11 protein-coding genes and 1 pseudogene are annotated in these 20,056 nt (G+C 60.2%); 5 read left to right on the plus strand and 7 right to left on the minus strand.

The annotated features are described in order from the left end of the window. Window positions 1-101 precede the first annotated feature (101 nt). Together BW14_RS12010 and BW14_RS07790 are read right to left on the minus strand one after the other, a co-directional pair. Window positions 102-1,379 carry an ATP-binding cassette domain-containing protein gene (locus tag BW14_RS12010; protein ID WP_044090439.1) on the minus strand — a complete coding sequence of 426 codons (1,278 nt, stop codon included), beginning with the start codon at window positions 1,377-1,379 and terminating at the stop codon, window positions 102-104. Beyond that, window positions 1,376-2,863 (minus strand): ABC transporter permease, encoded by a 1,488-nt coding sequence (locus BW14_RS07790; protein WP_140489979.1) that lies wholly within the window; start codon window positions 2,861-2,863, stop codon window positions 1,376-1,378. The genes BW14_RS12010 and BW14_RS07790 overlap by 4 nt, the downstream gene beginning before the upstream one ends. Window positions 2,864-3,426: 563 nt before the next feature. Between BW14_RS07790 and BW14_RS07795 the strand changes: the two genes are divergently transcribed. Together BW14_RS07795 and BW14_RS07800 are read left to right on the plus strand one after the other, a co-directional pair. Beyond that, the gene (locus BW14_RS07795) at window positions 3,427-4,899 is read left to right on the plus strand and encodes an LCP family protein (RefSeq protein WP_044090437.1); all 1,473 of its coding nucleotides are present in this window, start codon (window positions 3,427-3,429) and stop codon (window positions 4,897-4,899) included. Further along, window positions 4,899-6,998 carry a DUF6541 family protein gene (locus BW14_RS07800; protein ID WP_140489983.1) on the plus strand — a complete coding sequence of 700 codons (2,100 nt, stop codon included), beginning with the start codon at window positions 4,899-4,901 and terminating at the stop codon, window positions 6,996-6,998. The genes BW14_RS07795 and BW14_RS07800 overlap by 1 nt, the downstream gene beginning before the upstream one ends. Before the next feature lie 285 nt (window positions 6,999-7,283). Here BW14_RS07800 and BW14_RS07805 read toward each other — a convergent pair whose 3' ends face one another. Next, window positions 7,284-8,297 (minus strand): glycosyltransferase family 2 protein, encoded by a 1,014-nt coding sequence (locus tag BW14_RS07805; protein ID WP_140489985.1) that lies wholly within the window; start codon window positions 8,295-8,297, stop codon window positions 7,284-7,286. A 46-nt stretch (window positions 8,298-8,343) separates the two neighbouring features. Here BW14_RS07805 and BW14_RS07810 point away from each other — a divergent pair, with 46 nt between their 5' ends. Further along, entirely contained in the window at window positions 8,344-12,033 is a 3,690-nt protein-coding gene (locus tag BW14_RS07810; RefSeq protein ID WP_181161713.1) for a YfhO family protein, read from the plus strand. A gap of 993 nt (window positions 12,034-13,026) precedes the next feature. Here BW14_RS07810 and BW14_RS07815 read toward each other — a convergent pair. The 4 genes from BW14_RS07815 to BW14_RS07830 all read right to left on the minus strand — a co-directional run bounded on the left by BW14_RS07815 (window position 13,027) and on the right by BW14_RS07830 (window position 16,174). Beyond that, the gene (locus BW14_RS07815; protein WP_181162335.1) at window positions 13,027-14,832 is read right to left on the minus strand and encodes a DUF6020 family protein; all 1,806 of its coding nucleotides are present in this window, start codon (window positions 14,830-14,832) and stop codon (window positions 13,027-13,029) included. Between the two features lie 163 nt (window positions 14,833-14,995). Then, window positions 14,996-15,223 carry a hypothetical protein gene (locus tag BW14_RS12015; RefSeq protein ID WP_181162336.1) on the minus strand — a complete coding sequence of 76 codons (228 nt, stop codon included), beginning with the start codon at window positions 15,221-15,223 and terminating at the stop codon, window positions 14,996-14,998. A gap of 201 nt (window positions 15,224-15,424) precedes the next feature. After that, window positions 15,425-15,613 (minus strand): PIN domain-containing protein, encoded by a 189-nt coding sequence (locus tag BW14_RS07825; RefSeq protein ID WP_140489991.1) that lies wholly within the window; start codon window positions 15,611-15,613, stop codon window positions 15,425-15,427. 36 nt (window positions 15,614-15,649) lie between these two features. Further along, window positions 15,650-16,174: a helix-turn-helix domain-containing protein gene (locus BW14_RS07830; RefSeq protein ID WP_140489993.1), complete on the minus strand. Its 525-nt coding sequence runs from the start codon at window positions 16,172-16,174 to the stop codon at window positions 15,650-15,652. 780 nt (window positions 16,175-16,954) lie between these two features. Between BW14_RS07830 and BW14_RS07835 the strand changes: the two genes are divergently transcribed. Both BW14_RS07835 and BW14_RS07840 read left to right on the plus strand, forming a co-directional pair. Continuing rightward, entirely contained in the window at window positions 16,955-18,271 is a 1,317-nt protein-coding gene (locus tag BW14_RS07835; protein ID WP_140489995.1) for an ATP/GTP-binding protein, read from the plus strand. Window positions 18,272-18,359: 88 nt separating this feature from the next. After that, window positions 18,360-18,917, plus strand: a pseudogene (locus BW14_RS07840) (RloB family protein); the annotation flags it as partial. Window positions 18,918-20,056: the final 1,139 nt, after the last annotated feature.

Consider the following 20,056-nt stretch of genomic DNA (forward strand, 5'->3'; position numbering starts at 1 on the left):
AAGGGGAATGTACCTCACTGAAAGCAGTTAGGCAGTTAGAAGGGGCTCCATGAATGCGGTTCCTTCTAACTGCCTCTATTCGTTGCACGGAATCGTCTGCGTCACACTTCGAACAGCGTGTCGGCGGCCTCGGCGATCTCGCGGGAGGCGGTCAGCACGATGACGCAGTGCTTCGGATCACCACTGTGCGCCAACTTGGCCAGTGCGGCGAACACGGCCACGGTGTCGTCGTCGTTCAGCCCGCGCGTCGGCTCGTCCAGAATCAGCACTTCCGCCTCGGTGCTGATGGCGCGTGCGATGGCCACCAGTCGCTGCTGCACCAGCGGCATCTTGCCCACCGCCATGCCGGTCGTGGCCTCGGAGAAGCCGACCTTGGCGAGCAGCTCGCGGGCGATCACCGGGCGGGGCTTGAGGAAGTTGCGGTTCGAGGCATCCATCGCATACAGCACGTTGTGCTCGGCGTCCAGATACGGCTGCACGGCATGCAGCTGCGGCACGATGCCCAGACGGTGTCCACGCAGCTCGATCGGCTCCAATTCGGCGATGTTTGCGCTTTTGTTCATCACCGCACCGGAGGTGGGCTGCACGAGACCGGTCATCACGCCCATCAGTGCGCGACGCTTGAGGTCCGCTGTAATGCCGGCATCGGTGTCGTCGCTGACGAGCAGGGCATACGAATGCCCTGCATAGCAGGCGAACTCCACGTCATCCAACACGTTGACCCTGCCCTTGGCGCCCGCCAGCGTGACCTTGTTCAGCGCGAACGTGGGGTAGGTCTTGAGCAGGACGTCATCCGCGCCGCCGCCTACCAGCACGCGATCGATGCGCGAGGCCAGCGTCATGGTCGGCTCGGCCTTGTGCGAGGCGTCCTCGTGATCCACCAGTGTGGATCGTTTCTCCGACTTCGCCAGTCCGAGCGTCTCGTTCACGCGCGCGGCATTCCGCGCGGTGACCTCGGCGCTGGCGTTTGCCGAAGCGAGGGCGTCCGCCTCGGCTTCGCTGGGCTCGCGGCCATCGGCGGCCTCGGCATCGCCGGCAGCAGCGGCAGTATTGGCGACTGCTTCTTCGGAGCGGTTGTTTGCCTGCGATTCCGCGGCGTCAGCGGTATTTGCGTCGGCGACTGACTCCGCGGAATCGCAGGCATCCGCAGTGTCCGCCGCGTTCTCCGCAGCCGCGAGGCTGCTGTAGATGTCGTTCGCGGCAGCGCCCTCGGTGCCGACGGCACCATCGGTATCCTCGGTGTCGTCGTCCTCGTCATCAAAGGTGACGCTGAACTGGATGAAGTCGGCGGGGGAGCGATTGTCGTCGCCTTGCGCCTTCAGCTCGCCGTCCTGCTCCAATTCCTCGGAAGTGTTCTCGGAAGTGTTCTTCTCGCTCATGCCTGTGCCTCCGCATCATCGTGGGTGGTTGACGTCGTGGATTCAGCCGGGTTGGACTGTCCGGCAGGCTGCGACTTGCCGGCCTCCTGGCCTGAAGCCTCAGACTCAATGATTTCGGTCTCGCTCACGGTCCCCCAGTCGCCATCGGCGGCGAACAGCTTGTCGGCGCGGAAGAACGCCAGACGCACGGCCGCCAGGATTGCCAGCGCCAGAATGGCGCCGAGACCGCCCCAGACCATATTCCAGATGAGGCCGGATGCCACAGTCACCTCATGGCCGGTGCCGATCAGCGCGCCGGCCAGCGGCTTTGTGACGAAGACGCCGGCCACGAGGCCGATCACGTAGAACGGCAGTGTCTCGAAGAACACCTCCAGCATGAACTGCCATCCGAGGCGTCCACGCGATACGCCGGACACCAGAGCCATGCCGATCTCGTCATCGCGTTTCGGCCCCCACACGCCGAACAGTACGAGCGCGAGCAACAGCACCCCGCCAACGGCGAGCAGCACGATCGTGCCGGTCTTCACGTTGCCCGTCACCGCATCGAGCGGCTCCAGCGACTTGGTGTACGCATCCAGCGCGGGGGAGGAGATCGCGAAGCCGGACGCCGGAAGCTTCGCCTTCTTCAGTTCGGCGACCAGCTTGTCGTAGGTTTCGGCGTTCGTGACGTTGAACACCACGTTCAGGTCGGGCACCTGCCAGCCGGAGACCGAGTGGTCGTCGGCGGACGGGTCCAGGCCGGCCTTGGAGTACGCCTGATAGTTGGTGAAGATCGCGTTCTCGCGATTGCGGGCCGTGACCACCGGATTGTCGGAGTCGGCGGCGGCCGTGTACTCGTAGATGCCGCGCACGGTGAGTTCATAGGTGGTATTGGCATCGGCCGCCGTGGCCACCTTGAACTTGTCGCCCACCTTCAGGCCGTTGGCCTTGGCGAAGGCGGAGGAGACCAGTGCGCTGGTGACGTCCGGGTCGGAGGACTGGTTGTCGTAGCTCAGGTTCTTGCCGTCCACCAGCTTGAAGGTGCCTAGGTCGCTCGCCTTGGCCGCGTCGGCCGTCCAGAAGGCGCGCCAGAGCAGCTGGCCGCCGGTTTTGTCGTCGGAGGCGGAACCCAGCGAGGAATCGCCCTCAACGGCCTTGAGGTCGCCGGTCGTGCGTGCCGGCACGGTTTCCGTTACCGTGAAGTCCAGATTCACACCGGCCTGCTGAATCACCGTGGCGTATTCGGTGTACGACGTCCACGTCATGTACTGCTTGGTGCTCGCCGAGTCAGTGGGGGACACCTTCTTCCATGCCGCCGCGCTCGGACGGATGGCCAGATTGGCCGCCTGCGCGTTGTATTCATCGGTGTGCGCCGCGGTGTTTTCCTGCACGACGGCCAGCCCGGCAACTGTGCCGAACGTGACCGCGAGCGTAATCAGCGCGGTCAGGGCCGTGCGTCCTTTGGCCCGCATCAAAGCCCGCCAGGCATTGCTGAGGACGAACATGTGTACCTCTCCCGTTCTCCTAGGCCTCTCCTAAGCCGAACCCATCCGAATGCCTCACGCCTGTCCATGCGATGCGGACGATTCGGATGGTTCGAGCTTCTCGAAACTCATCAACTAATCAATACGGCTCCACTATTATTGCGCTTCGTGACCGTTGTCTTGCGCAATACTGTTATACCTCTCAATGAAGTCTGAAAGTATTCTGTGAATCATGTAGCGGTTTACCGGAGGCATCCGTTGTTTCAGGCCGTTCTGTTACACTATGCACCGACGTATAAAGTACACCTATCAATTCGCGGGCGATGCGCTCCCGGGTGGTGGGGTTTGCCCGGCGATGTCTTCGCAAGTCCCATGTTCCGTGAGTCCTTTCGGCTTTGAGGGGCCGTTCGCGGCTCCGCCGAAAGCCGTCGGAGCACTGCGTTCGGGATCGGTGGACGGCTGCAACGCCGGAATATGGGATTCCGGCAGACGCTAGCCGTCCGTAAAGCAGCCGGTCCGTTGGTCGTCGTCGGATTACTGCGTCTGCAGCAACCGCGCGCCCCGCGAAAAGGAAGGCAATGGTTATGGCAAGACGCAGTGCGCATGGCAGCAGACCGGTCCCGAATCTGGGCTGGCAGAGGGTGCAGGGTCCGCACCATACCGGCGCATACCGCGTGAGCCGCACTGGAGCCAAGGTCACGTCTCTGGTGGTGCTCGCCGTTCTGGCGTTCTTCGGCACGTTCGCCGGGGTGACGTGGGCGGACCTCAGCAATACGGTGGAGCAGCAGGGCGTCGACCTTCTGCCCCAGAAAACCGCCAGCGGCAAGAAGACCGAAAGTCTGCCGGTGGACCCATATGCCAAGAGCGCGATCGATATTCTGCTGATTGGCCAGGATACGCGCGATGGCGACGGCAATGCGGCGGTGGGTGGCGATGACGCCGACCTGGCCTCTCTGCACAACGCCGATACCACGATGATCCTGCACATCTCGGCGGACCGCAAGTTCGTCGATCTGGTCTCCATCCCGCGTGATCTGATAGTGACCACGCCGGGCTGCGAGACGTCGAACGGCACGATGTACGCCCAGTCCGAGGTAATGTTCAACTCCATCTTCCCCAACGCGTATGCCCAGGGCGGCGATATCGCCTCGGCGGCGAGCTGCACGGTGGCCGAAGTCAACTATCTCAGCGGATTGAACATCCAACAGTTCATGGTGGTTGATTTCAGTGGCCTGTCCAATATGATCGACGCCATCGGCGGTGTGGACATCTGCATACCGACATACACGCGCGACGGCTACACCGGCATCGAGCTGGGCCGTGGCATGCATCACCTCGATGGCCAGACCGCCACCCAGTTCGCGCGCATGCGCCACGGTGCGGGCACCGACGGTTCGGACACCATGCGTACCACCCGTCAGCAGTATCTGATCAGGCGCGTGATCAATACCGTGCTGTCGAAGAACATGGTGACCCAGTCTGGCCAGCTCTATCAGCTGGCCAAGGCCGCATTGAAGTCGGTGCAGATGAGCCAGGGCCTGGCCGACGCCGCCACGCTTGCCGGTCTTGCCGCCAGCATGAAGGACTTCGATATGAATCGCCTGTATTCGCAGACGATTCCGATCACCGAATACATCTATGATCCCAACCGCAGCCAGCTGGCCGACGGCGCGGAGGACGTGTGGAAGAAGCTGCGCGAAGACAAGCCGCTGGTGGAAGAGGCTACGTCAACCGAGTCGACCGATTCCGCGAACGGTTCCGATGCCGGCTCTGATGCCGCCGACACCGGCTCCTCGGCGGATACCGGCACTTCGACAGACGCTGGTACTTCGACAGACTCCGGCACCGCCGATACGTCCGGCTCGGATACATCCGACGGCTCCACCTATGACGCCGCCACCGACACCTACAAGATGGCCGACGGCACCATCATCGACGCGGCGACCGGCGGCATCATCGACCCGGAAACCGGTGCGATCAAGAGTCAGGTCACTGGCCAGTACATCGGTCTCGCGGCGCGGTACATCGAAGTCACCTACTGTGGCGTGAAGTACTGATGACGGTGCGTTCGCCATTGTCCGCGATTGCGGCTCCTGATGGGACGCAGTCTCAGGCGCGCGCTGGCAGGCCGATTCGTATGCTGCCGGTGCTGGCCGGACTCGCCGGTGTAATCGCCGCGTTCTGCATTGTGGTGGCCTGGTTCCCCAGCGCCTTGTGGGGCACGCCGATTCAGGGCATCGACGCTCCCGCGCATTACTACTTTGTTCGTAAGCTGCTCAACCATGGCCCCTCGGTGCTGCTCACCCTGCAGTCCAACGACGGATTCTATCCGCCGCTGTTCCACGTGTGCGCCGCGCTGCTGGTGGCGATTGGCGGCGCGCTCGGCATTCCGGCGTTCACCGGCAGCATGGCTGTGATGGATGCCGTCAACTGCGTGTGGATTCTTGGTGCCGGACTGCTCTGGCCGCTGGGCATGCTGCTGCTGTGCCGGTATTTCTTCCGCCGTGCTTCGGTGGTCACGCGCTGCATACTGGCGTTTGCCGTACCGGTGTTGGCGGTGAGCTCCGGTGCCAATCCCTATCAGATGCTCTATGCCGGTCCGCTGTTGAGCTATGGCTTCGCCAGCAATCTGCTGCCGTTTCTGATGCTGGCCACATTACATTTCATGGACGCGATCACGGACACGCGCGCAGAGCGGAATGAGCGGAATGAGCGGCTGCTCAAGACCGGACTGCTCACGCTGCTCGCCTTCGTGGTGGTCGCGGGCGCACAGCCGAAGATGATGTTCACCTACATCCTCGTCATGCTGCCGTTCGTACTGGTGCGACTGCCGTGGAAGCTGATTGCGGCGGTGTTCGCCGGGCTCGCCGTGTGCGCAGTGGGATTCTTCATCTTCGCGGTGAACATCTACAAGAATTCACGCTACTTCCACCCCGAGCAGTGGTTCCATACACACAAGCCCGCCATGACCCTGCCCACCTCGCTCACCTATGCGTTCAGCGATGGCATGGTGACCGGAGATCCGGCCAAGGGACTGATTTCCTTTAATGTGCCGACAGTGGCTGGTCGGGCGATGATAGCGCTGCTGGTTTTTGCGATCGTGGCGGCGATTGCGGCGGTGGTCATGAACCTTGTTCCTTTCGTTCCGCGTTCGAAGGTGGTCCGCGGGCTCGGTGCTGCCGATCGGCCTGACGTCGCCCTCGGCAAGGATGCGCTGGCGCTGCTGCTGGCGTTCGGATTCGTGCTGTTCGTGTTCGAATGCGGCGCTACGCTTACCGGTGCGATTCCGAATGTCGTGACCGCCGTCTGGTATCGCAACGAAGTGCGCACGATGACGATGCTGCCGCTGGGTATCCTCCCATTGATCGCCTTCGCCGGCGCCTGCCTTGATCGATGGGTGATTCGTGTGCGGAATGCGGGCGATGACTCCGTGAGGGGTGGCAGTGCGATGGCCGCCAGCGCGGAGGCTGGCCGTACCGTGGTCGTCAGCGCAGAGACTCCCAGCGCGGTGGCTTCCCACGCGGTGACCGGCAGCGCGATGACCGCACGGGTAGTGGCTTCCCGCGCAGTGTCCGCGATTTGCGCATCGCTGATGGTTGCGGTGCTGATCGGCGCGCAGACCGTCAACCCGGTCAAGGCCATGATGGCCGAATCGCTGACGAATGCCGCGTCGTTGGAGAAATCCGACCCCAACGAGCAGCTCACCACCGCCAAGTTCGACGCACTCAAGCGCATGGTTGGTGTGACGGGCACGGATGCGCTGATCATCTCCGACCCGCTCAACGGGTCCATGTACGCCACCGCCTTGTTCAATGCGAACATGCTGTATCCGGTGTATAACCCGCAAGACACCATCCACGGCAAGATCTTCGGTCAGGTGGAACGCGATTTCGCCTCCGGCGACAGCGCCACGATGCTCGGCAACGCCTGCGGTATCAACCCGAGTCAGCCCACGTATTTCCTCACGATGGGACCGCAGGCGCCAAGCCTCGAGTTCCAGTTCAAGGCGCAGTTCAACCAGTTCCATGATGCCGCGCTCATCGCCAAATACGTGGAATCCGGCGCCCTGAAGCCAGTCGCCACCCTCGACCTCACCACCTACGGCGACTACGCCGCCGACTGGGCCCTCTACCAACTCAACTGCCCAGCGCGTTAGTATGCCGCGTCAGAAATTCGTCGAGTGATATTGGCCCCCTCGTCAGAGGAGGCCAATACCGGCTTGTATGGCTCCCCTTGTCAGGGGAGCTGTCGGCGTAGCCGACTGAGGGGTAGTCGTCAGAGGGACCAGCACCACTTAACCAATTATGAGACAGTCCGCTAGTATCCTGCGTCAGAAATACGTCGATGAATTCACTACCCCTCAGTCCCGCTTCGCGGGCCAGCTCCCCTGACAAGGGGAGCCAGAATACACTCAACCAATTACAAGCCATCAGTTAATCCGCTATTCCGATTCCGGCCAATGCCGGCGGTTCGGGCTCGTGTTGCCTAGGCTCTCGCCGTCTGGATTGCCCAGATGGCTTTCCTCGATGAGGTAGTTGGGGCGGTGCTTGGTCTGCATGAAGACGCGGCCGAGATACTCGCCGATGATGCCTAGACAGAGGAGCTGCACGCCGCCGAGGAACAGCATGACGACCATCGTCGAGGCGTATCCGGGCACGTCAACGCCGGAAATCAGCGTGCGGAAGATGAGGAACAGTGCGTAGAGGAATGCGGCGGCCGAGATAAGGGAGCCCGCCCAGGTGGCGATTTTCAACGGCGCGATGGTGAAGCTGGTGATGCCGTCCATCGCCAGATGGAAGAGCTTCGGGTAGCTCCATTTGGTGGTGCCGGCGACGCGCTTGTCGCGATCGTACAGGAATTCGATCTTCTTGAACCCGATCCAGCTGAACAGCGCCTTGGAATTGCGCTCGGACTCGTCGAGCCGCTGCAGAGCTTCGATGCATTTGCGGTCGAGCAGTCGGAAGTCGCCGGTATCCCGCTGAATCTCCACACCGGAGATTTTCTGCAGCAGACTGTAATACCAGCGGCTCGTGGCCTTCTTGAGCCAGCTTTCACCCTCGCGGCTGCGCCGGCGGGCATACACGTCCTCGTATCCCTGGAACCAGAGTTCGGCCATTTCGGGAATGAGCTCCGGCGGATCCTGCAGATCGGCGTCGATGATGACCAATCCATCGGTATGCGTGTGCATGATGCCCGCATACATGGCTTTTTCCTTGCCAAAATTGCGTGAGAGAAACAGATAGTCCACATCATCGGGATGCCGGGAAGCGTATTCGCGGATGAGCGGACGGGTGTCGTCCTTGGAACCGTCGTCCACAAACAGGAGCGTGTACCGCAGACGCTCAGGTGCGTTGGCGATGAGCCTGTCCATGCGGTCGAACAGTACCGGCAACGACTCCTGTTCGTTGTAGCAGGGAATCATGATCGTCAACGTGCGAACATCAGCGTCACTCATTATTCACTCCTCAGCTCGCAGAACCAGCCACACTATAATAAGCCACATGTCTTCCAGCAATGCATCGGTACCCATACGCGCCAGTCGAACGCTTCCCGGCGTCATGGGGTATCTGGCTTGCTTCGCGTTGCCCATCGCGCTGCTTGCATTGCTGTGTGCGATCCGCGGCGTCTACCCGTTCGGCGGTGAATCGTTCCTCTCCGGCGATCTGCGCTACCAGTACGTCGATTTCTTCGTCTGGTTCCGCTCCCTCCTGCTGGGGCAGGGCGGGAACCTGATGTTCTCCTTCGCGCAGGGCATGGGCGTGGGCACATGGGGACTGTACAGCTTCTATCTGGCGAGCCCGTTGAACCTGTTCGTCGTGTTCTTCGACGACGCGCATATCGTGCTGTTCATCTGGCTGATCGTCGCGGTGAAGCTCGGACTGGCCGAAATGAGCATGGTGTTCTTCCTGCGTCGCCGATTCCAGCTCAACGGACCCATCGCAGCCATGTTCGGTCTCGCCGTGGTATTCGGCACATGGACGGCGAGCAACCTGCGCAGCCCCATGTGGCTTGACAACCTCATCCTGCTGCCGCTCATCTGCTGGGCCGCCTACCGGTTCATCAACCATGGACGCTGGCGGCTGCTCGTCGCCCTGCTCGCCGCATCAGTGATCATCTGCTGGTACACGGCCTACATGACCATCTTCTTCCTCGTCTTCTACGCCGTCCTCGAGCAGATGACGCTCGCCGCCCGCACCGGCACGCGATTCCGCGACAACAACCTCTGGCGCAAGGTATTGGGCATGGCCGGCTGCGGAGTGCTCGCCCTGCTCCTGAGCATGTGGACGTTCCTGCCGACCATTCAGGCGCAATCCGCCAGCCAGGGTGCGATGTCGTCGCGCGTGCGCGGCTATGTGGCGCAGGCGCAGCAGCTCGCCCAAGGCCTCGTGGGGCGATTCCTGCCGGTACTGCTGGTCTCCGGAGTTTTGGTGGTATTGGCGATCATCGCGGCGATTGCGTTGGCCGTGGTGCGCGGGCGTGCGCGGCGCGCGGATGTTGCGGGGGCTTCGGGGGCTTCGGGGGTTGCGGACCGCGATCGTATTGGCGTCGGCGAGATGGCTGCGACAACCGAAACGACGCCTGCAGCCACAGCGTCGGATTCCGGTGCGGCGGCCGGCAGCGCCGCCCGTCACGATGGAGACGCATCGTTTGGCTTGGTGGACGCATACGCGCACACGGTGGCATGGCGCATATGCGTGGCGCTGTTCGCTGCCGGCAGCGCGGTTCTGGCGATTGCGCTCGCGCGCATTCCAGCGCTCGCCCATATCTGGGACCTCGGCACGCGTACGGACCTGAAGGGACTGCTACTCGGCTTCACCCCTACCGCATGGCAGGAAGAGCAGATTCCGCAATTGTTCGCCGGATTCGCTGTGACCGTGCTCACTGTTGTGTTCTTTGTGCTGCCGTCGATTGCGCTGTCCGTGCGCAAAACCGCGGCGGTCATTCTGGTGTTTACACTCGCCTCCACATGGCTGATTCCTCTGGAAATGCTGTGGTGCGGTCTGCGATATCCGAAAGGATTCTATTCGCGTCCGGCCATCTATGCTGTGTTTCTGATGGTGTTGCTCGCCTCGGCCGCGTGCCGCGAGCTGTTTGCCGGGCGATTGCCGTGGAAGCGGGATTCGCGCGGCGGCGTTGTGGGGCCTGTAACGCAACCCAGCATCGCGGGCGCGGCTGCGGTTACAGGCGCTGATGGCGGTGTTGCCGGTATCGGCATCAGCTCTGGCGCGGGTCTTCGCAACGGTATCGGCATCGGCACTGGTTGGGCGCGCGCGCTGACCGCGCTTATCGTCGTCATCACCATCCCCGAGTTCATCATCGCAGCCAATCACACTTTCTCCGTCGTGTATCGAGATTATCCGCAGGCCCATGCGACCGCCTATGCCGCGAACTCGCGCGCACAGGCCCAGCGCCTCGCCGAACTGGACGACGGCGTGTACCGGTTCGAGAAGAACTACACTCGCGCCAATCTGGGAGCGCTGAACGAGGGCATGGCCTCCGGATTCAGACAGCTGTCCATATACTCGTCCGCCAACAGCGCGGCGGCCGTGGACTTCCTCGCCGCGCTCGGCTACAGCCAGACCGACGAGAATCTCACCCGTTACGCCGCGCCCAGCCTGCTCAGCGATTCGCTGCTCGGCGTGAAATACGTGTCGCTCAGCGGATTGAGTGGAGATGTTGCCGGTTCGGGGGATACAGATTCTGACGGTGCTGCCTCGGACGATGCTGCTTCTGACGATGCTGCTTCTGACGGTGCTGCTTCTGACGGTGCTGCCTCGGACGATGCCGGCTCGTCAGATTCGTCCCGGAATGCGTCCGGCTCGTCCGCGCAGTCCGTGAGCGGGCGCTCGCAATACCTTGGCATGACGCGCGTCTTGGATGCCGCCGGCGTGGGCGCTGAAGCGGTGTATCGCAATCCGAACGCCCTTCCTCTGGCGTATGGCGTGCCGGCAAGCGTGGCCGGCAGCGCGATGCCCAAGTCGGGCGACCCGTTCGAGAACCAGAACGCGTTCGCTTCCGCGCTGGTGGGACATGCGGTTTCCCCGTTCAAGCAGGTCGAGGCCAAGGCCGCTGACAATCCGGATGGCACACGTACGTGGACCATCCAAGTGCCCGAGGGCTCGGTCGGCTACGTGTATGTGTCCACGCAGGCCACCGTGGACTTCGGTCTGAGCATCGACGGTGGAGCGGTGATCACTGAAAACAACCGTTTCGAGCACGCCTTGCATCCGCTGGCGGGGGAGACGTCTGGGGTGGCTGGCGACGTTGAAGCCGATGCCGGTGCCGAGACTGATACTGCTGGCAATGGTGAGTCAGCGAGCAATCAGGGCGATACCGAGCGCGAGGCGGCCGACCAAGGGGACGCCAGCCATGGGACAGCTGATTCGGAGGGCGCCGATGTCCAGTCGGGTGATACCGGTGCTTCGCGGGGTGGAAGCGTCGGCGTGGGCACGGCCGAGTATGCCGGCGGCACCCACACGGTGACCCTCTCGTCGCCGACCGGAGCTCCGGTGACCGGCGACCAACCCGCCGCCACCTGCATGTTCGCGGTATTGGACATGAGCGAGGTGCAGTCGATCACCCGACAGCTCGCGCAGAACCCGCTTAATATCGAGCAATTCGAGGACGACCGCATCCGCGGTACCTTCGAGGCGGAGGATGGTGCTGCCGGTGACGTGGAATCGAGTGACAGTACTGACACCGGTGTGGGCGTTGCCGGGGACACGGATGCCGGTTCTGCTGATTCGAGCGCGAGCACTCATTCGGGCTCCAGTTCGGGTTCCTCCTCGGGTTCGGGTTCTTCCTCGGGCGCGGGTTCCTCCTCGGGCTCCGACTCCGGTTCGGGTGTGGGCTCTTCCTCGGGCGCGGGCTCCGGTTCGGGTGTGGGCTCCGACTCCGGTTCGTCTGTGGAAGCTGAATCCGGTGCGGCCGCACAGTCGCTGCTCGTCACCACTCCTTACAGCAAGGGCTGGAAGGTCACTGTCAATGGCGTAAAGGTTGCGGCCCAGCCAGCGTTCGGCGGCGCGGCCACCGTGATTCCCGTACAGCCAGGGCACAATACCATCGACATGCGCTTCATCACGCCCGGACTCATCCCCGGTGCCGTTGTTAGTGCCGTCACCGCTTTGGGCTGCGTCGGTGCCGCGGTCATCGCCGCCGCCCGGCGTAAGCACGGGCAGCGCAGGTTGTAGCTGACTGAGATTGTTGGTGCAACGCAACAACTACGATGATGGCCGTTAATAGGGTTTGTTGCCCAGGTTTGTCGTCGTAGCAGTACGTTTGCTGTGGTCTTACGGGCCCATATCTCGCTAAACGTACACTGAGAGCTGCTCAGTGTACGTTTAGCGAGGTCTTATCGGCAGAGTTCATGGCTGGCGTTCGTGTCCCTGTAGCGGATTATCTCGGGTTTTGTGTTTCCAGGACAATGATTCGTGTCTCTGCGGATGTGTCAATCGGTTGACATGCTTACAGGGGCAAGAATTCGTGTCCCTGTAGCAGTTTTTAGCCCGTTTTGCGTTTCTGGGACAGTGGTTCGTGTCTCTGTGGAGGCGTTAATCGGTTGACGTGTTTACAGTGGCAGGAATTCGTGCCCCGGTAGCGATTTTTCTCCCGTTTTGCGCTTCTGGGACAGATTGAGTGCCCTGAGTGCACCCTGCGCGCTGTCCTTCGCTGTGGGCTGGTTGTCGAAAACCGCGGAATTCCGCCGTTTTGCAATGTGTGGCTTCGGAGCGTCAACGGCGTTCCAGTGCAGACGCTGTCCCTGTAGCCCCAAAAGGGTCGTTCCGGGCTACAGGGACAAGAAAACCTGCCACGCTGGCGCATTCGTGGTTGTTTTGCACTCGCGTGGCACGCCTGTGGTGTTGCGGGCGCGCCGCCGCTGTGAGTGCTCACATAAAACCGCAGAATTTCGTCGTTTCTCGGCGTGTGGTTTCGATGGTTCGGTGATGTTCCCGTGTTCGCGTTGCCACGCTGGTGTATTCTCGACGGTTTTGCACTCGCGTGGCACGAAGCAAGCGCGAAGTACGCGGAATCGCGCTTTAAGCCACTATTCGCTTCCGTGACAGAATTCAGATGGAATCCGGCAGTTGAAATCGGACGCAGCGCAGCCGGGATTCCATCAGGTGCCTCGGATGCAGCCCTTAATCGGTGTCGAGTCGCTGAGTGTGGTCTGCTGTGTCGGTGAATCAATCAGCCTTCGAGAGGTCGTGGCCTTCGTCGAATGATTCCTGTTCCCGTGCTGAATCCCGCACGGTCGGCTCATCCCGGCAGCTCGGATCGCCCAATCGGCCCGCATCTTGGTCCCCAAGGCACACGGCGGTGAGCATCGGTGCGCAGAGGAACACCGCAAGCAGCACGCGCAGTTCGACGTTCAGCGCCGCGACCATGATGGACAGCACGATTCCGACCGGAATCAGAAACAGCGACAAGAGCTGGGCCCGCCCGCGACGCACCGCCATAATCGCCAGTGCAACCAGCCACCAATCCAGCAGCGCCACGTTCAGCAGATAATGCGGCACCAGCCCCACCGGCGACTCGGCGAGCACTTCGGGCGCGGTATGCGTGATGCCCGAGGCGTAGAGGTATTGGTCGTTCGCCACCATCAGTGGATTGACCAGAGAGCCCTCGAACTGCCAGTATGCGGTCACGCATGAGCCGAAGTTCGAGAAGCACAGTGACGCCCAATGCCGTAGGAACTCCGGAAGATCACCGTTGTCCAGCTCGAACAGCTTCTCCTGATCGGCGATGAGCGGCTGATAGTTTTTCGCCCAATCGTCCGCCGATCGGAAGGAGGTGAAGTACCGATCCGCGGACTCGGGCAGGTTCTGCGGATTGCCGTTCTGGTTTTCGTGGTAGATGTAGCCGATCTGCTGCAACGGAACGCCCAGCATCTCAGTGGTCTCGGACGGCTCAGCCTTGAGCCCGTAATCCTCGAACACGCCCCACGCGGCAGTGAGCATCGCGAACGCTGCAATCAGCGCCACGACGCGCTTCCATTGCGCGCGGTATCGAATCACCAGAAAAACCAGCACCGCCAGCACGAACAGGATGTTGTTCTTGCGGTATTCGTTGCAGATGAACAGCAGCACCGCCACTGCGGCGATGAACCAAGGGCTATTAAGCAGTGGCGAAGTGATGCGGGAAGCGTGTGCGCGCAGACGCTGGCGGGTGCCGATTGAGGACCCAGCTGTGGCCTCGTCAGGGGACCCGGCCGAGGAGTGTCCGATGCGTGAAGTGCCGGCTGTTGGCAACGCTGTATATGCGTCGTCTGCGGTACTTGTTGCGTCCGGTCCGACGGGCGTGTCCGCCATGCTGCGGCTGCCGCTGCAGTCGCGTATGCCGAGTCGATTGCTTTTGCTGCTACGGCTACCGCTCTCGCTGAGGCGCCCGCCGCCCTCGCCGCGCTCGCTGCTGCCGCTGAGTCGGTCAACGCGCTCGCTCGACGTGATGAGTTCATACAGCGCCACTGCAAGCAGCAGCGTGAATCCGGCCGCTACCGTGTCTTTGGTGCGGATTGTGGCGTACAGCGGGAACAGCGGATACAGGGCGTACGCGAGAGTGAGCGCCGCGATCCATCTGCGGCTCAGATGCCGGGTCAGCAGCGCCAACGTGGCGATGATGCACGACGCCAGCACAATCGATTGGATGAGATTCGTGGTGCCGAGGTCGTTGCGTCCGAGCAGGCCTTGGAAGACGTAGGTGTCCAGCAGCGAGTGGTGTTTGCTGTACTGGCCGCCGGCGAATTGCGCTCGCTGCCAAGTGGAGTCGTTCGTATTGAATCCCGGCCATACGTGTGCCAGGCAAGCCAGATACACCGGCAACGGCAACGCGATGAACCAGTATCGGCGCAGCCATGTCCGCCATGATTGCAGTGGGTGGGAGGGTCCGCTTGAGTGGTCCGCCGTCGAGCGTGCTGCTGCGGATGCTGCTGCTGCGGACGCTGCTGCTGCGGACGCTGCTGCTGCGGACGCTGTTTCCTCTGCTGCGTGCATATGCATCAGTCTAATATCCGCCCATCTTTTGGCATCTCGGTCTTAGCCTCCCGGTCTTCGAAAGCGCGGCTGAGAACGGCGCGGCTATGCGCCTATTGGTGCTATTGGCGACGGCGGTAATAGCGTTGAGTATTTTTGCTCAATCATTGAGTAAAAAACTCAATCATTGAGTATTTTTCTGGCAGAGATTTGTTGCTCTCTGATGCAGTTGCTCTCCGATGCGAACCGGCGCGGGCATCTTGTCGAAATCGTTGGAATTCCGCCAAAATGTTATTTGCCTGGTATTTGCTTCCGTGTGATTTGTCGTGCTATTGAGCAGCGCTGTCGGCATCATTCCGCTGGCCACGTTTGCTGCAAGCTTGTCAGTATCTTGCCGGTGTTTGGGCTCCATGGTGATATTGTGCCGACGTATTCGTCGACTTCGCATTCGCCGCGCTCGTAGCAGACCTTGCCGGTCTGGTAGTCCGAGCGTGGGCTGTCAGTCTTGTTCGTCAAGCGCGGCGAGGGCGGGGTAGATTTGCTGGGCGAATTGCGGTAAACCCGACCTCTGGAGCATGTGCACGTAGTCTTCGGGCGTCTGGGAAGGCGCGGGTCATATTGCGGTGATGCGTCGTGCGGCGCGTTCTTCTCCGACGCGGATGGATAGGTTCTTTCGAAGTTCCGTGAGCACTCTGGATGACCAGTAAGGTGTGAAGAATCGTTCTTCGGCAAGACGGAGAATCAAATCGTTGACGATTTCGCCGTAGAGAACGCAGGTGTCAAAGAAGACTGGGGAACTCATGGCTCGGGAACTCCTTATCCGCGGATGCCTGCGGGCTCATGAGATAAGGGGGTTGTCGAGTGTCGCCTGCGGGTTCTCGTCCGCGGCGATGCCGTCGAAAACGGCCAGATTCTCTTGATGGCGCGTCTCGGCGTACCTCTGCAGGTCGGCGAGCAGCACTCGGCGGTGGCGGCCGACTTTCTCGAACGGAATCTTCCCCTGTTCCAGCAGTTTCACCAACGTCGGACGGGACACTCCGAGGAAATCGGCCGCGTCCTGGGTGGTCAGCTGCGTGTCGTACGGAGCGACGAACACGGCCTTGCCGCGCGCAAGCTGATCAGTCACCTGCAGCAGGGCGTTCGCCAACTCAGGAGTCAGGGGACGGGCCGGCCTGCCGGGCACTTTGAGTGTCGCTACGGGGAAGTCGGGCTGCGCCGCCATCTCGGCGAACCGGCTGTCGACGGTCTTGGCGGGGTCCTCCGGAAGGCTGGACAGCGCCTCCCTGATATCCAGAAGCTGCTTACGGTCATCCACATTCGGCATATATGTCGCAGAATCCTTGGCGATGCTTCGCGTCCCCATAGTCATTCCTTCCTGTTCCCCGAGCCGTCAGCTCCTGCAATGGGTGCTTGAGCTCATTCATCATAGTCATTAAACGAAATATTCGCAAATCTGATGTCTGCTTGTTTCCTGTGAGAGTCGGTGAAGTGGAGAGAGCTTGCTGGAATGTTGGCGACACGCCATGTGTGTTGTCGTGGTTTGTGCGTTGTCTGTGCCGCGCTGGCGCATTCGTGGCTGTTTTGCGCTCGCGTGGCGGTGTTTCGTGTCCCTGTGGGAGGGTCGATCGATTGACGCGCTTACAGGGGCGGGATTTCGTGTCCCGGTAGCGGTTTTTCGCATGTTTTGCGCTTCAGGGACGGGTTGATGGCACTGAGTGCGGCCTGCACGCCGGTCATCGATGTGGGCGGCTCGTCGAAAACCGCGGTATTCCGCCGTTTCCTGCGGCCGGGTTCCGAGGTGCCGATGGCGTTCTCGTGCCGGAGTTGCCCCTGTAGCCGCAAAACGGCCATTCAGAGCTACAGGGACAAGAAAACCTGTCCCTGTAGCGCGTCCGGGGCGGTTTCCGCGCTTCCGGGACAGCGGTTCGGTGCTCGTTTGGTGTTCGTCTTGCCCAGTCCATCCGCTCGGCCGCTTGTATTTGCTTCGTGACTGTGTATTGAGGGTGAATTATCTTCGATCGCTATTGGTTTAACGCTATTGGTTTAGCGTTATCTTCATTTAAAAGCATTATTATTGCAATAATATGCAGAATTGAGGCTTTTTATGATACAATCGCATTGATTGTGCAGAGAGGAGCATGGCATGCTCATTGACTTCAGTTTTTCGAACTACAGAAGCTTCCGTGATGAGCAGTGTTTCTCCATGACTCGAGACAAGCGTTTTTCGGACGGATCATTTGCTGATCGATCTACGATTGCGGCAGTGTATGGATCGAACGCGTCAGGGAAATCGAATTTCCTCAGAGCGCTGCAGATGATGGCGGATATGGTGCGTACGAGTTACAGCCAAGGCAATGCTGGGACCGATATACCGCGAGACCCTTTCTTGCTTGGAAGGCGGGAAAGGTCTGAGGGTTCCTCATTCTTCGTGGAATTCCTAGCTGGGGATAATCAACGGTACCGTTACTGGTTTCGTTTCAATGACGATGTCATTCTGTATGAGGAACTGTCGGCGTATAAGCTCATCGGCGATAGGACATCTTCGCACCCCACTCGATTGTTCTCAAGGGATGAGAATGGAATCAGCTTCGGTAGCGCGTTTCGCGGACCGAGAGCGCAGGTTAAGAAGACGATTGAGTTGCGGCCGAACGCTTTGGTGCTATCGGCTGCTGCTGCCGCCGGCATTGCCTGCACGCAGCCCGCGTTCGAGTTCTTCGTGGAGGGGGTCACTTTCTGTGACGCCAAAGGGTACCGTGACGAACAGCCGCGCATTCTAGGGGAGTTCAACCGCAAGACGTCGTTCGCCAAGGAGCTTGCTCTGCTGATTCGTTATGCGGACTTCGGCATTGTGGATGTCCGGAGCGCTCCAGTGAATATCGATAGGGCTGTGGTGGATGATTTGAAAGTCCAAATCAGGGAAAGCCTCGGAGCCGATCCGGATAAGTTGGATCAGTTGTTTGCCCGTGGGCAATCGTCTGAGTTGCAATTCGAGCATGCTGGTGCTGGAGCGCCTGTCGCGTTCGATGAGGGCAATGAGTCGCAGGGAACTATTGCGGCACTGTCGTTCTTCTCGTTGGCGCTGCGTCAGCTTGCTCGTCCTACGGTTACGTTGATTGATGAAATCGACGCCAGTCTTCACCCGTCATTGGTTGAGGAATTCATCGCATTGTTCACTGATCGTGCGACCAATCCTCATGGTTCGCAGTTGATTTTCACCACTCATGATGCATCTCTGATCAACGTATCCGGTTCTGCTGATCGTCTTATTGATCCTGATCAGGTGTGGCTGGTTGAGAAAGACAAGGATGGGGCATCTGCGTTGTACCCAGTAACTGACCTGAAAGTACGGAAGGAAGAGAATATCGGCAGAAACTATCTCAATGGTGTATACGGTGCCGTTCCGAAGCCAGCATTCCATTCCGTGTTTGCCAGAATCATTGAGGAAGGCGGCATCGATTGAGCCGGCGGGAAGGTAAGTACGCCGCTCCGCGGCACGGCGTAATGTTCGGCGCAACACTCGGGCAAGGGCGAAACGCTACCTTGTTGTCTGTGGAGGACAAGCTACGGAGCCTGAGTATTTTGAGCATATGAGTTCGTCCCTGAATTCAGTGGCCATTAGGGTTATCTCAAAGACCATGGCTCCTTCGCAACTTGCGGACTATGCGGTGAGGTGCAAACGTGACGATGAGCGCAATAACGATCCTGAGGATTGTTATTGCGCTGTCTTCGTTGTTGTGGATGTGGATGACTATCACGACCATCGTCAAGCGCAACGTATCTGCAAGGACAACGGGATTCGCCTCATCATTTCCAACCCTTGCTTCGAGGTATGGCTGATTGAACACATTCGGCGGTGTCCGGCTTCATACGCCGATACCCCAGCAGTGGAACGCTATGCCGGTGAGCTCAAGGTGGTTATGGGCGCACGGAATAAGCACGTCAACTTCGAAGTCATTGATGGGCTCACGCAGAAGGCTATACAGAACGCGGAGAGGCACAATTCGGAAGGGAACAAGGCGATGGCCAGGCGTCAGCTCGAGCCCTATCGAGAATCGGATTATGCGCCTTGGACGGATATGGCAGACGTGATTGAAGCGATGGGCTGATTGCTTGTTGAAGCGTGCGGCGCACGTATGCTGCCGTCGCGCCCATGCGCGATTGGCTATTAGTGCTCTATTAGTACTAATAAGATGCTTCTGGGACAGTAGACTGGTGCTCATTGGTTCTGTTCGGTGTCCTTCGTCGGCAGGACTTTGTTGACTGCGTCCGTAACGCCTTTTCGTCAGGGGAACTGCCCGGCGAAGCGGGAGCGGGACTGAGAGCCGGTATTTCGGCGACGATTTGCTGACGCAGGACACTGGGCCGTCCGCTCAGCTGATTTTATTTGCTTCGTAACTATGTATCGGTGGCTTGATTCCTCAGAATCGTTGAAATTCCGCCAAAATTTTATTTGCCTGGTATTTGCTTCCGCGTGAGTCGTCATGCTCTCGAGCGGCGCTTTCGACATCATTCCGCTGGCTACGCTTGCTGCAATCTTGCCGGTATCTTGTCATTATCTCATCATTATCTTTTCATGATGAGATATATCTTTTCATCGGTGACAAAATAAGAAGAGGCTTCCATCCGATATGGTGCACGTTTGTGCTTTGCATTCCTTGACATGGAGTGATGAGAAATGAGCGGTGCAAGTACGGCTGTTACATTGTTTCGCAGCCGTTCGGCAAGATGGTTCATGCTTGGATTGCATCATGCAATGAATGCAATCCAAGCGCCGCTATGATACCACCACGATCTCCTCTGATACGAAGAGGAGGGGATGGAAGTTGGCTTCCATCCCCTCCCAGGGTCTCACGCCATCTGCGAGGCAATCCATCCCGTCTTCACGTGATGGTGACACGGCCTTCCGCATTCCAGCGGTTTCGCCCGGCCAGTGGACTACACCTTCCTAACGGTTCACGGCTTACGCCCGTGAAGGTATCCGGCAGTGACCTAGCAAGCCAACTCCGCCAACCCGACCGGACGGCAAGTCGGTTGGGGAAGGCCTCATTAAGCTTGTTGATATGGATGATAGCCGCTACATTCCGACAACCTCAACCAACGTATGTTGATTCTGCGCAGAGCACATGCAATGTCAACGGTGAATGACGACATGAGCTGCGAGGATGCCAATGACCGGGTCGGGTTCGCACTTCACCGGCCGGTTGCGCCCTGCCCGGTCATTGGCATCCTGCTGCCCCCGGCCTCC

Origin of the sequence: Bifidobacterium sp. UTBIF-68 (assembly GCF_006408855.1) — a bacterium.
Taxonomy (GTDB): Bacteria; Actinomycetota; Actinomycetes; order Actinomycetales; family Bifidobacteriaceae; genus Bifidobacterium; species Bifidobacterium reuteri.

Bases quoted from the DNA above. Each gene is read 5' to 3' on its own strand.
- BW14_RS12010 (WP_044090439.1), bottom strand. From the start codon at position 1,379: ATGAGCGAGAAGAACACTTCCGAGAACACTTCCGAGGAATTGGAGCAG.
- BW14_RS07790 (WP_140489979.1), bottom strand. From the start codon at position 2,863: ATGTTCGTCCTCAGCAATGCCTGGCGGGCTTTGATGCGGGCCAAAGGA.
- BW14_RS07795 (WP_044090437.1), top strand. From the start codon at position 3,427: ATGGCAAGACGCAGTGCGCATGGCAGCAGACCGGTCCCGAATCTGGGC.
- BW14_RS07800 (WP_140489983.1), top strand. From the start codon at position 4,899: ATGACGGTGCGTTCGCCATTGTCCGCGATTGCGGCTCCTGATGGGACG.
- BW14_RS07805 (WP_140489985.1), bottom strand. From the start codon at position 8,297: ATGAGTGACGCTGATGTTCGCACGTTGACGATCATGATTCCCTGCTAC.
- BW14_RS07810 (WP_181161713.1), top strand. From the start codon at position 8,344: ATGTCTTCCAGCAATGCATCGGTACCCATACGCGCCAGTCGAACGCTT.
- BW14_RS07815 (WP_181162335.1), bottom strand. From the start codon at position 14,832: ATGCACGCAGCAGAGGAAACAGCGTCCGCAGCAGCAGCGTCCGCAGCA.
- BW14_RS12015 (WP_181162336.1), bottom strand. From the start codon at position 15,223: ATGGAGCCCAAACACCGGCAAGATACTGACAAGCTTGCAGCAAACGTG.
- BW14_RS07825 (WP_140489991.1), bottom strand. From the start codon at position 15,613: ATGAGTTCCCCAGTCTTCTTTGACACCTGCGTTCTCTACGGCGAAATC.
- BW14_RS07830 (WP_140489993.1), bottom strand. From the start codon at position 16,174: ATGGGGACGCGAAGCATCGCCAAGGATTCTGCGACATATATGCCGAAT.
- BW14_RS07835 (WP_140489995.1), top strand. From the start codon at position 16,955: ATGCTCATTGACTTCAGTTTTTCGAACTACAGAAGCTTCCGTGATGAG.